This is a genomic window from Microbulbifer maximicatervae (SeqCode), assembly GCF_052468155.1.
In genome coordinates, this window is record NZ_CP174335.1 from 1,940,452 (window position 1) to 1,953,429 (window position 12,978).

The following is a 12,978-nucleotide window of genomic DNA, read 5'->3' on the forward strand; positions in this document are numbered from 1 at the left end:
TCTCTTCTTATTTAAGTGAGCTAATGGTAAGTCATACTGCCGACGGGAGGTATCCCCGTGATAGAGGGTAAATTGGTACGCTAGATTAGGGGTTGTTGGGGGAGAGGTAGAATTGGTTGAAGGGAAACCCGGCCGCGTGGGCGGCCAGGTGACGGTACCGGTTTACCAGACAGTTACCCTTTCCTCTTCAGGCAGGTACATACCGTCGCCTTCCTTAATATCGAATGCTTCGTAGAAGGCATCGATATTTGGTAGTACGCCTTTCACACGATATTCAGCGGGAGAGTGACTATCTACCTTCAAACGTCCACTGAGGGCTTTATCGCGCATCTTGCTGCGCCACACCTGAGCCCAGCCCATAAACACCCTCTGATCGCCGGTAAAGCCGTCAATAACAGGTGCCTCTTCTCCATCTAGAGACATTTTATAAGCTTTATAGGCAATTCCCAGGCCTGATAAATCGCCGATATTCTCGCCCAGGGTCAGCTCGCCGTTGATGTGTTCACCCTCAAGCGGCTCGTAGGCGTTGTACTGGGATACGAGCTTGCTGGTCAGCTGCTCAAAATTGTTACGGTCGGAGTCGGTCCACCAGTTGTTGAGGTAGCCGCGCCCATCAAATTTACTGCCTTTGTCATCGAATCCGTGCCCAATCTCGTGGCCGATTACACCGCCGATACCGCCGTAGTTGACTGCATCATCCGCATTCATATTAAAGAATGGTGGTTGCAGAATCGCTGCAGGGAATACGATTTCATTCATGGCTGGGTTGTAGTAAGCATTCACCGTCTGTGGGCTCATGCCCCACTCATCGCGATCAATCGGCTTACCCAGCTTATTGCGATCGTAAGAGGACTCAAACAAGTTGGCTGCCAGAACGTTGCCAATCAGGTCGTCGGATTTAACCGTCAAGTTACTATAGTCACGCCACTTGTCTGGGTAGCCGATTTTGGTGGAAAAATTGCTTAGCTTAAACAGAGCCTGCTTTTTGGTATCTTCGCCCATCCACTCGAGGGATTCGATGGATTCCCGGTAGGCGGCCTTCAGATTGTCCACAAGTACAACCATTCGCTCTTTAGCTTCGGGCGGGAAGTGCTTTTCTACGTAGCGCTTACCGACCAGCTCGCCTACAGAACCATTGACAAATTGCACGCCGCGCTTCCAGCGGGGTTCCATCTGTTCGATACCGTGAACAGTGGTGCCGTAGAAGTCGAAGCGCAGTTGTGCGATTTCGTCATGCAAGTAGGGCGCCATTGCATTAAGCACTTTGACCTTCAGGTAGCGCTTCCAGGTTGCCAGCTCAGTATTGGCAATAATCTCATTGGCCGCTTCCAGGTATTCAGGCTGGCCGACAATAAAACTATCTGCCTCCTTCAATTGGGCTTTGGCTAGGTAGCTGTCCCAATCTACAACGGGCATTAGCTCTTTAAGTTCTGCAACAGTTTTCTTGTTGTAGTACTTTTCCGGGTCCCGGTTATCAACGCGGCTGCGATGGTGTTTTGCCAAATTCTCCTCAAGTTTGAAGATCTTGTTGGCAAAGTCGTCAGCCTCTTTAAGTCCTGCGAGGTCTTGAAGATCAGTGAGGTAGGTTACATAGGCTTCGCGGAGTTTCTTACTCTTCTCAGTGTCCTCGAAGTAGTAGTCACGATCAGGGAGTCCAAGGCCTGCCTGCCACAGGAAAGTCATGTAGTTTTCTACTTGCTTCAGGTCCTGCCAGATGCTTCCGCCAAATGGTACATCGTAGCCGACGGTATCCGCATAGGCGAAGAAATCGGTAAGATCCTTGCGGTTCTTAATTGCATCGACTTTGGCGAGTTCGCCGGAAACAGCTGAGAGTCCTTTTTTCTCGATCAGCTTTTTATCCATAAAGCTGTTGTAGAGATCTCCAATTTGCTTGGCATCGGCGCTATCGGCGCTCTTGGCTCCTTGGCTGGCTTCCATAATCAGAGCTTTGACTTGCTTGGTACTTTGATCTCTCAGAATAGAGAAACCACCCCAGCGGGACTTGTCCGCAGGGATTTCAGTATTCTTCAGCCAAGTGCCGTTTACATAAGCAAAGAAGTCGTCTTGAGGCCGTACACTGGTATCCATAGCGCCCAGGTCGATACCCGAGGAAAGCTGAACCTGCTCAGCGGTAGCTTTACTACCGGTGGAGTGGTCGTGAGCGACAGCAAACAGAGGGAACTGGGCTCCCGCCAGAGTACCGGCAATAGCGAGTGGTAATAGTAACTTTTTCATTTTTGCTCTTTTGGCTGAATATCCGCCGAGCATACTAAAAGCAGGGGGTGAGCTGGGGCAAGAGGGCTGCGTTTAGCTGGGGAAGAGGTGCGTTGGATTGAGCCTAGTAAAAAGCCCCGCAATGCGGGGCTCTAAAACGCTAGTTTTAATCTTTTTGCTCAATCGGGGAGACGGAAGGTGATAGGAATAGAAAAATTATAAGTATCCGTACTCAGTTGCGAAGGAACCCCCGGGTACGGGTCAGCTCTGTGAACGGCTGCTTGGGCTTCACGGTTAAGGCTCGAGAAGCGGGATTCTTGGATTGGCTGAATCTCTAATACTTCCCCTTGGGAATTAATGGTCACATTTAGACGGACACTGCCTTCTTGTCCACGCCCCTGTGCCCGCTTAGGGTAGCGAATATAGCGGTAGGTGTGACGAAGTAAACTGGAATGGTAAATCTGGCGTGCCAGGATCATATCCGCCGTCAGGGGGGCTTCCTCTTCTTCCTCTAACATGTCGGCTGCACCTTCGGCCAGTATTGGCCCATCCTCAGGAGGGACCGTAATCAATTCAATCTCTTCTTCGGCCAGCGCTGATGCAGATTCCTCTGATTGTGAAGCTACCTCAGAGCCCTCTTGAATTACACCTGCGTCTGGGGAAATTGCTGCGGCAGGGACCGTTTCTGCCAGGGCTAGGGTGAGTGGGGGTAGGTCGGCAATCTCAATGGCGGGTGTAGGAAGTGGTTTTTCCGTAGGCGCCTCCTCCGCAGTGACAGCCTCTTCCTGGTTTATTTGCTTCAGTTGCAGGTCTGCAATTCGTTCACTAGTTGGTGTCAGAGATTCGAATGTGGTAATCAAGTTGCCTGATACCTGGCCGGCGGAGAGTAATCCGTCTTTGAAGTCGCTGGAAGGGGGAACTGAGCCAATCCAGGCTCGCAGCAGGGTATTGAAAAAATTAGGGTCGGCAATCTCACCTAACCGGATGCTGTTGAGGTATATGGTGGTCGAGCCTGTATCTGCCGCAAACTCCGCACTCAATTGATCGCCGTTAACAAAGCGCCCCTTAAACATGTTGGCAAAGGTCACCATGTTTTCTGCCTGACTGCTGAGCGTATCTCCGCGGTTGTTAATCGCAATGGCTTCCATCCATTGATTGCGGAATCGGCGTGCGGGAAGGCTATTTGTGATAATACGAATTTCCAACCGCCGGGGAATGTTGTTATCGAGCAGTGTACTGGAATCCCGGGTCAAGTTTTCCGAGTAGATCGCAGCGATATAAATGTCTTTATTAAATTGTTTTTCTAATGCAAGACCGTTTAAAAGTGGTGCAGCTTTCGCAGTGAGAGCAAATGTAAACACCCAAAAAGAGAGGACAATTTTTATCGATTTCATTGTTCTACGGTGTCTCAGTAGCAGGAGCAAAATGTTCCGCTAAGTAAGAATTCAGGGGCCCCAACCCCAATGCACACAAGTCAGATTAAAAAGTGCGCGCCCAAAGCTTGTGAGAGTACAATGTACTACTCACTACACCTAACTCTACTGTAACTGGAACGGAGTTCAAGCCTGATAAGGTCAGACTGTCCTCATTCGCCCAAGATAAAGGGTTGGTAAGGAAACGATTGTCACACTTAGAAACAGGTGTGCTAGGTCGATATCGTTTAGAATGGCACTTTGCAGAGTGGCTTAGGCCACTCTTTTCAGGAAAATGGAATAGTTTTCACTAAATTTGAATTGTGCATGGAAATTAAACCTCTTAGCGAGTATCCACGGGATGCTGTGGATCGCCTTCTCAATGTCATCCATCTATTTCGGGATATTCGTGCCTCGAGTGAGTGGCAATACGATGTATTGCTAAAGCGCTCCCGGTTGGTCAGCCTTCAGTCGGGTGAGCAGCTGCTGCGTGCAGGGGATGTGGATCAATGGGTCTACTTCTTGTTACGCGGTGAGTTACATGTGAAGGTGAACAGTCCCGCAGCTGAGGAGGCTCCGGGAAATGAACGTCCTTTGGCGGTAATACGTCCAGGTGAGTTATTTGGTGATTTGTCGATGCTATTGGCGGAGCCCCGCAGTGCCGATGTATTTGCCGCGAATAATAGCCAGGATACTCAGGTTCTAGGCGTTGATTGTACGCTGTTTGGTGACCTGGAAGACTTATCACTTTTACAGTTGCCGGCAAAACTGGTTTTCTATCGCAATATGGTGCATTCATTGCGTTGGAAACTGGAGGTCTATAGGTCCAAGTATCCGGGGCATCAGTTGGCGAATAGCCATAGAAAGCTGAAACTTTATACGGGACCAAAAAATAGCCGGGAAGAGTTAATTGCCTTAGCGGAACAGGCGAAAGCTTTGGCTCAAATTCTGCTCGACTGGAATGCGGAGTTTGGTTCTGGTGAGCTGGTTGATGATGAATCCGACATGCTTGGATTTCTGGAATCTATGCTGTCGTAGAGATTTCCCGTTCAAACCAAGGGCGAGAGAATTATTTCCTCGCTCCTGACCGCTCTCCCTCCTCTTTGTACTTATTTTTATTGGCACATGTGTACACCTTTCTTAAGGGGGGACTATCTGCTGATTCCAGTCTAAATTTGTAGATCACTCGTATATTTCATTTGCCCGACATTAAGCACGTATTTATTGACAGAATTCGAGTAGGACACAGCGGAGCTTTTTATAAGTCGCTGTGATTGTGTAAAAATCGCTTCGCTTCAGTTGTTATCGCAGATTCCTTCGATTGGATTTAAGACCCCTTTTGCGATGGCGCATCATTGCCCAACAGGTTTAGTAAGTTATGAATGTATTGGCATCAATCTGGTCAAGGCGCAATTACCGAATGGCAATTATTGTTTCGGTGATCGCTATTTTATGGCTGCTGAGTGGGCAGTTATTCTCCGATGCAGAGGATGAGCAGTCAGAATCTAAAGAGGTAACTGCCAAGAAGCCAGAGCCTGAATTGCGAATTCAAGCCCAAATCATTGAGTCCAGCCCATACGCCACTCAGATACTAGTGAATGGGCGCACTGAGGCTAACCGGCATGTACGTTTGCGCGCTGAACTGGATGGCATTATTGCTGCACTCCCAGTTGCGGAAGGGCAGACAGTTAGACAAGGGGATGTCATTTGCGAAATCGAGGCTGAAGATCGTATTGAGCAACTGGCATTAGCTGAAGCGGCAAAACGCAAAGCAGAAATAGACTTTGCCGGTGCCGAGAAACTTAAGAAAAAAGGACTGCAGTCGGATACCGCAATGGCCCAGCAGCAAGTTGAGCTTGCCCGAACCAAGGCGGAGTACACACGTGCCAAAGTGACGGTAGAGAAACTGCAAATTCGTGCACCATTTGCTGGAGTAGTGAATAGCCGAGCGGTGGAGCTGGGAGATTTTATTCGCCGGGGAGAGGAATGCGCGACCATTCTTGACTTGGATCCCATCTTAATTGTTGGCGAAGTTTCAGAGGATCAAGTGGGGAGCCTTGTTGAGGGCGGGCCGGCGAGAGCCCAATTACAAAGAGGACTGTTAGTAGACGGATACCTTCGTTATATCAGTCAACAGGCGCAGGAAATTACTCGGGCTTACCGAGTGGAGGTAGCAGTAGATAATCCAGGTAATCAACTTCCCGGAGGCTTGAGTGGTCAGCTGGTCCTCCCGACCGGTGAAATTACGGCCCACCATATTAATGCATCTCTACTCACGCTGGATGATAGCGGTGAATTGGGGGTGCGGACTCTCAATGATAAAAACCGAGTGCAATTTATCAATGTTTCACTGGTTGGGGATGGTGATGGCGGGGTCTGGGTTTCTGGACTGCCCGACACAGTGACTCTGATTACTGTGGGACAAGAATATGTCACTACGGGAGATTTGGTTCGTGCAGAAATACTGAAAACTGGGGAGGAGTTTTCCCGGGAGAACCAAGCGAAGGAAGCTTCCCCAGTAGATTCCGCAGAGGTGACTCCGGTATCCGAAACTTCAGTGATTCCCGAGGGGGATTCGCGATGAAGCTGTTGGAAAGCGCTATTCAAAGAAATCGCAGTACAATATGCCTGATGCTGCTGATCGTTTTAATTGGCATAGTTGCTCGCGCAGCGATGACAATTGAATCAAGCCCTGAGGTGAACCCTCCATTTGTAATTGTACAGGTCACTCACGAGGGAATTTCCCCAGAGGATGGTGTACGCCTGTTGGTCCGCCCTCTGGAGAAGGAAATTCGTGCGGTAGAAGGGGTTGTCGAGGTGATTGCTGTCGCCCGGGAATCCCTTGCATATATCGTGATTGAATTTGACTCTGCCATTGGTGTAGATGATGCCGTCGATGATATTCGCAATGCTGTAGAGCGGGCCAGGGCTGAGCTGCCCCGGGATGCCGACGAGCCCACTGTGGAGGAAGTATCCGCTCAACCTTTCCCTACCATCGTCGTTACCCTATCCGGCGAGCAAGTGAATGAACGGGTTTTACTGCGCTCGGCTGAATTGCTTAAGCGGAAGATAGAGAGTATCCCTGAGGTGCTAGGTGCAGATCTCCACGGTAATAGGGAGGAGGTTGTTGAGGCAGTGATTGATCCGGTGCGACTGGAGCACTATCAAATCACCAGTGCGGAGTTAATCAACGCGGTATTGGGGAACAATCTGTTAATTCCTGCAGGGGAGCTGGAAACCAATCGGGGCCGTTTTTCAGTGAAAGTCCCTGGGTTGATTGAGACCGCTCAGGATGTTTATGAAATTCCGCTCAAGAAGTCACGCGATGGAGTTGTGACCTTGGGTGCTGTTACAGATATTCGCAGAACCTTCAAAGATGCAGTGAGCTACACCAGTATCAATGGTCGCCCGGGGCTCGCTATTAATGTTGAAAAGCGCAACGATGCCAGCTCTGTCGATGTTGCGGATCGAGTCCGGGAAGTGGTTCAGGCTGAATTTGGTGTTTTGCCACAGGGAATTACGGTTGAGTTTGTTTTTGACCAATCTGATTTCGCACGGGATATGGTCAGTGAGATGCAGGGAAACATCCTGACCGCGATGCTACTGGTAATGATTATTGTCGTTGCCGCGCTCGGCTTTCGCTCGGGAATTCTGGTGGGACTGGGAGTGCCCTTCTCTTTGCTGTTTGGTTCCATCATCACCTGGTATCTGGGTTATTCGTTTAACTTTATGGTGATGTTCGGAATGTTGCTGGCCCTCGGTATGTTAATTGATGGTTCCATTGTGATTACCGAGTTTGCCGATCGGAAAATGGCTGAAGGCTTGTCAGCAAGGGAGTCATATATTGCATCAGTCAGTCGGATGTTCTGGCCGGTAGTTGCCTCAACGGCGACTACCCTTGCAGCATTTTTGCCGATTATGCTGTGGCCTGGAGTGGTGGGAGACTTCATGCGTTACCTGCCCGTTACAGTATTTGCAGTATTGGCGGGGTCACTCTTGTACGCCCTGTTTTTTGCTCCTGTGTTGGGTTCACTGTTTGGCAAAAGCGCAATGGATGCCTCTACTCGTAACTACCTGAGCCAGTTAGAGGATGGGTTACCTCGAGCCCTGCCTGGAATTACCGGCTGGTATGCGCGTATTCTTGAGAAGGTTCTGCAGCGCCCATTGGGTGGGTTCTTAACCACTATTGCCATTCTGGTTGCCATCTTTATTGGCTTTGTCAATTTTGGTGCGGGTGTTGAATTTTTCACGGATACAGAAGAGCAATACGGTAATGTAGAAATTAGGGCCCAGGGCAATTTGTCCATGGAGGAGAAAAAAGCCCTGGTGGTGCAAGTGGAAAGAGCCGTGCTTAGTGTGCCTGAGGTCCGAATAGCTCACACTACTATTGGTTCTGGCGGAATTTCTGGAAATTCTGATCGTTCCCCAGATCAAATCGCCAATATGTTAGTGGAGCTTTATCCCGCAGAGGAACGCGAGCGACGGAGCCGCGACATTTTTGCCGATATCCGTTCCCGCACCTCAGATTTTGCCGGAATTAAAGTAACCGCAAATGTAATGGAGGGAGGACCGCCGGTAGGCAAGGATATTGTTCTGGAGTTGCGCAGTCAGAACTATGAGCAGCTACTGCTGGAAACCTGGCGACTACACCGTGCAATGGAGGAAATTGGCGGGTTGCGAGATATTGTAAACACCGCGCCACTACCTGGCATCGAGTGGGAAGTGAAAGTCGATCGAGCCAAGGCTGCCCTATATGGTGCCGATCTAACTGAAGTTGGCAGGGCGGTGCAGTTGGTTACCAATGGCGTCCGGGTTGCAGAATATCGACCCGATGATACGGATGAAGAAGTAGATATACGTATCAGGTACCCCAGAAGTGCCAGAGGCATAGCCGCGCTCGATCAGCTAAAAGTTAATACCGTGCAAGGTACCGTTCCGATTAGCAGTTTTGTGCACACAGAAGCCATGCCCAAGGTCGATAAGATTGAGCGAATCGACGGAATTACTCGCATGCAAATCAAGGCTGATGCGCAAGAGGGGATTCTGCCGGATGACAAAGTGAAGGAAATAAGGAAGTGGTTGCAGAGTAATCCGGTGGATAACCGGGTTGAGCTGCTATTCCGTGGGGCGGATGAGGAGCAGAATGAGTCTTTTCAATTCCTCGGCATAGCCTTCCTCCTGGCTCTGTTTTTAATGTTTATCCTGTTAGTAACACAGTTCAACAGCTTCTATCAGTCTTTATTAGTACTTTCATCTGTGATTATGTCCACTTTGGGGGTGATGTTTGGTCTGCTAATAACACAAAGCACCTTCAGTGTGATTATGACTGGAGTGGGGATTGTGGCGCTGGCTGGAATCGTGGTGAACAATAATATTGTACTGATAGATACCTATAATTTCGTGCGTAAGAATGAGCCGAGCCTGACACCAACGGAAGCAGCAGTAAAGGCATCGACACAGAGGCTGAGACCGGTCTTTTTGACAACGGCAACAACTATCCTCGGGTTGTTGCCCCTGGCGCTAGGCGTCAGTGTGGATATGGTCGGACGCAATATTGTTGTCGATGGAGTGATAGCCTCTTTTTGGGTGAAGCTAGCCAGTGCAATTGTTTACGGGCTTACCTTTTCCACTTTGCTGACGTTATTGGTTACACCCATTATGTTAGTACTACCGGGCCGCTCCAAGAAGAGGGGTAATCCAGAGGGGGTTATTGAGTCGGTAACGAGTTAGTGACGGCTATATAAGTACTGTAATCATACTTAGTGATCACAAAATTCGGGGGCTTAGGCCCCCGTTTTTATAGCAGGGAATTTATGAATAAGGCTAAATGGCCGAATGAAGTTTTAGAGCGTAGTGGACAGCTTAAGGAGAGTTTATCGGGGCCTTTTAAGGAGTTGTTGCGTGAGCACCAATTACCATGCGATTTCCTCCAGGTACTCGAACAACTTTTTCTTCCCCTCGGAGTTTGGGTACTGACTCGCCATAAGCGCAGCAATCCATTATTAATTGGGGTTAGCGGGGGGCAGGGTACCGGCAAGTCGACCCTGGCGGACGTGTGGCAATGTATTTACCAGGCGATGGGCTATCGCTGCTGTGTTTTGTCTCTGGATGATATCTATTTAACGCTGGAACAGCGCCGCAAGCTGGCTACACAGGTACACCCTTTACTCGAAACTCGTGGTGTGCCGGGAACCCATGATATCGGCTTGGGAATTAGCATGCTCAAGGCCCTGTGTGCAGCCAATACTGATTCCGCTATAGCATTACCTAGGTTTGATAAAGGACGTGATGATCGGATCCCTGAGCACTTGTGGCCCGTATTCAAGGGGCAAGTTGATGTTGTTATCTTCGAAGGATGGTGCCTAGGGGCCAAGCCTTCAGAAGGGCATGAAGGACCGCTCAATGAACTGGAGTGCAGGGAAGATAGTACTGGCGAATGGCGAAATTATATTAATCAACAGTTGGAAGGTTCTTATCGAGATCTTTTTTCGCTTATCGATGTATGGGTGATGCTCAAAGCGCCGAGTATGGAATGTATCGTTGAGTGGCGTAAGTTACAGGAACATAAACTCAGGATTCGCTCCGGAATGGGGATGACAGATCAACAAATTGTTCAGTTTGTACAACACTACGAAAGAGTGACGCGGAGCTTACTAGAGGATATGCCGGGTTGGGCAGATTGTGTTATTGAGTTGGGGGAGGACCATCAGGTGAAGGGCTTGCGGATGCAGTAAGTTCTGTTTAAACCCTGGCGAGGCCAGGGTTTAAACTAACTGAATAAATCAGTTTTACTTAAGCGCTGGCTTACTTAGCCTTGGGCGGACGACCGCGACCGCGCTTTACAGGAGCAGCTTCAGTTGCTGCTGCGGCTGTGGCTTCTGCTTTTTTGGGGCGCCCTGGCTTTTTCTTAGCGGCTTCCGCTTTTGCTGGGCGACCGGGCTTCTTTTGTGCGGATTCTGCCTTAGGTGGGCGGCCACGACCGCGTTTTACAGGAGCAGCATCAGTTGCTGCGGCGGTTGCGGTCTCTGCTTTTTTGGGGCGGCCGGGCTTTTTCTTAGCGGCTTCAGTTTTTGCTGGGCGACCGGGCTTCTTTTTGGCTTCAGTGGCGTCTTTTTTGGGACGGCCAGGCTTTTTCTTAGCTTCTTCGGCCTTAGCGGGACGACCAGGCTTCTTCTTGGCTTCTTCAGTTTTAGCTGGGCGGCCGGGCTTTTTCTTAGCTGCGGTGGCTTTCTTCTTGTCAGCAGCAGCGGCTTTTTTAGCGGCAGCAGCAGTTTTCTTTGCTTCGGCAGCGGCTTTTTTCTTTTCAGCAGCAGCCAGTTTCTTAGCTACAGCAGCTTCTTCTTTAGCGACGATCTTAGCTACCTGAGAAGCCAGCTTGTTGGCGGCTTTGATTTCAGCCAGTGCATCTTTGGCTTCAGTTGCGGCAGTTTTGGCTTCAGTTGCAGCAGTTTTAGCTGCAGCGGCGGCTTCACGTGCTTTTTTCAGCTGTTGCTGTTGAGCAGCAGTCTTTTTCTTAGCTCTAACAGTCGCTACTTTATCTTGAGTAGTTTTTGCTTTAGCAGCAGCTTTCTTGGCACTGTTTGCCAATTTCTCGGCTTTGACAGTCAGGTCTTTTTCCTGCTTAAGGCGGGCAGTTTCCAGTTTAGCGGTAAGGGAGCGTAGCTCCGCTTCCATTTTTGCGACGTCGCTGGTAGCGACTTGAGCAGCTTTTTTAGTAGCCATTTAAATATCCCTGCAAAATGAATTGTTTTAGTAAGTGGGGGCATTCCTATCAATTATTCTCAGCCATCTTTAACGGAATTAGGCACCGTCCAAGATGCATGTTTTCGGCAGAAAACAATTGATAGTGAGTCCCCCCAAGCTAGCGGCGCTAATTGCAGCTTATTTGTATACCTAATTGCAAGTCCTTTAGATGGTTTTTTTCTATTTAATGTAAAAAAAATGGCTTTTTTTTACATATTTTTCAATTGGGGGCCGTTTGAACTGTGTTTTTGATCTTTTTGGGAACTTGAAAGCACTCATTACTGGTGATTCTTTAACTTCAATATTCCTTGTATCAGGTCAGTATCGGTGGCGTTAAATAGTTGAGTAATTTTGTAAGCTTTATGAACTTGTTGGTTTAGTTGTTTTGGCTTTTATAGTTGGATTTTGATGGTGGCAGATAGTTTCTGTTCATCAATTAACAGAGAGCCGGATTAACAAAACTTAACTGCGAGCTTTTGCCTGCGCCAATTAGCGGGCAACCTCCATAGCTGGTTGTGTAACCTTGCGTATTGAAGTGTGATATTCAAATTGCGGAAAGTTGCAAGTGTCAAGATGTCAGAGACAGTTTGAATCCTACTGCCGTACCCTGGCATTTAGTAAGGAATTAAAAACTGGGAGCGAACTTACACTCATGTACGGGATCTACTGCCCAGTATATAAGTTCCAACCGGTTGGGGTATTTGGGGTCTTGGCTGCCGGGATTTGACATTATTGCTGCGAGGTTTACTTTTACATAGCGGAAAGCAAACCAGTGATAAATCTAGTTATAACCATGTATTTAATGGGACGGAACTGTATTAGTTTGTGCTCTTCAGTTGAGGTCTTTTTAATTACCGAGAAAGCGAGCGCTTGGTCTCCAGTCATTTGTTTTGCTATCACGTGACATCCCTGCTAGCCATAAAAGGAGTAGAGGGCAGTTGTTCAGAGGCAAGTAATACCAGAAGCTATTTGAATGCAGTCCTGATTATCCGTGCGTTGATCAACAATCTTAATGATATTTTTATGGGCAATGCTTCTGCTTTGGAGTGGCTGCTCTTACCGAAGGCAACCTTATGAGTTTTGCAATGGGAGAGGGGGACAGGACTGACCCAGTAACAGAATATCTCTGTCACTGGGGTGATATGGAGTCAATCGCGTAGCTTTATAGTGGCCCGTAGGGCAAATAACGATTGTTGGAATTCTGGCGAATCCATAACAGTTGTTCTTTTGTTAATGGCGTCGAGCGTTGCTTGAGTACTTTGGCGAGGGGAATTACTGCAGACTCAGCGCCGGCGTCCCAGCCTGGCAGATTCATTTCTGCCAAGGTAAAGAAGCGGATCAGTTGCCATAGCTGGGCACTGTTCCAATGTTCGCTCTCTTCGATCCAGTGTTGGAAGGGAAGGCGAATAAGTGTAGAGGGTACTTTTTCAAACGCTCCTACTGATTCTGTAAAAGGTTTATCTGACTCTGCAATTTCGATAAGTCTGAGCAACTGCTCCCGGTTGAATTCTTCACTGGTTTCATTTTGTGGGCCACTTACCTGTGGCTCCCAGGCTCCTACGCTCATACTTACTCCTTATAAAGGTCCGGTTTCTTGCTGTTGCATTAT

General features: G+C 48.7%; 8 protein-coding genes. 4 read left to right on the forward strand and 4 right to left on the reverse strand.

Going from position 1 to position 12,978, the window contains the following annotated elements; translation table 11 throughout:
• Positions 1 to 162: 162 nt before the first annotated feature.
• Both ACJJIY_RS08335 and ACJJIY_RS08340 read right to left on the reverse strand, forming a co-directional pair.
• Positions 163 to 2,235, reverse strand: a complete 2,073-nt coding sequence (locus tag ACJJIY_RS08335) for a M13 family metallopeptidase (protein ID WP_444895220.1) — start codon at positions 2,233 to 2,235, stop codon at positions 163 to 165.
• Positions 2,236 to 2,393: 158 nt separating this feature from the next.
• Positions 2,394 to 3,608, reverse strand: a complete 1,215-nt coding sequence (locus ACJJIY_RS08340; protein WP_444895219.1) for a TonB family protein — start codon at positions 3,606 to 3,608, stop codon at positions 2,394 to 2,396.
• A gap of 345 nt (positions 3,609 to 3,953) precedes the next feature.
• On the opposite strand from ACJJIY_RS08340, the gene ACJJIY_RS08345 reads away from it, so the two are divergent.
• The 4 genes from ACJJIY_RS08345 to ACJJIY_RS08360 all read left to right on the forward strand — a co-directional run bounded on the left by ACJJIY_RS08345 (position 3,954) and on the right by ACJJIY_RS08360 (position 10,360).
• The gene (locus tag ACJJIY_RS08345) at positions 3,954 to 4,664 is read left to right on the forward strand and encodes a Crp/Fnr family transcriptional regulator (protein WP_413664353.1); all 711 of its coding nucleotides are present in this window, start codon (positions 3,954 to 3,956) and stop codon (positions 4,662 to 4,664) included.
• Between the two features lie 382 nt (positions 4,665 to 5,046).
• Positions 5,047 to 6,210, forward strand: coding sequence for an efflux RND transporter periplasmic adaptor subunit (locus ACJJIY_RS08350; RefSeq protein ID WP_413664354.1), 1,164 nt, complete (start codon positions 5,047 to 5,049; stop codon positions 6,208 to 6,210).
• Positions 6,207 to 9,356: an efflux RND transporter permease subunit gene (locus tag ACJJIY_RS08355; RefSeq protein ID WP_444895218.1), complete on the forward strand. Its 3,150-nt coding sequence runs from the start codon at positions 6,207 to 6,209 to the stop codon at positions 9,354 to 9,356. Before ACJJIY_RS08350 ends, ACJJIY_RS08355 begins: the two co-directional genes overlap by 4 nt.
• Before the next feature lie 83 nt (positions 9,357 to 9,439).
• A complete protein-coding gene (locus tag ACJJIY_RS08360) occupies positions 9,440 to 10,360 on the forward strand; it encodes a phosphoribulokinase (RefSeq protein WP_444895217.1) in 921 nt (306 codons plus the stop codon).
• A 70-nt stretch (positions 10,361 to 10,430) separates the two neighbouring features.
• On the opposite strand, the gene ACJJIY_RS08365 is transcribed toward ACJJIY_RS08360, so the two are convergent.
• The gene (locus ACJJIY_RS08365; RefSeq protein ID WP_444895216.1) at positions 10,431 to 11,348 is read right to left on the reverse strand and encodes a hypothetical protein; all 918 of its coding nucleotides are present in this window, start codon (positions 11,346 to 11,348) and stop codon (positions 10,431 to 10,433) included.
• A 1,183-nt stretch (positions 11,349 to 12,531) separates the two neighbouring features.
• Positions 12,532 to 12,936 carry a hypothetical protein gene (locus ACJJIY_RS08370; RefSeq protein WP_282934304.1) on the reverse strand — a complete coding sequence of 135 codons (405 nt, stop codon included), beginning with the start codon at positions 12,934 to 12,936 and terminating at the stop codon, positions 12,532 to 12,534.
• Positions 12,937 to 12,978 lie beyond the last annotated feature (42 nt).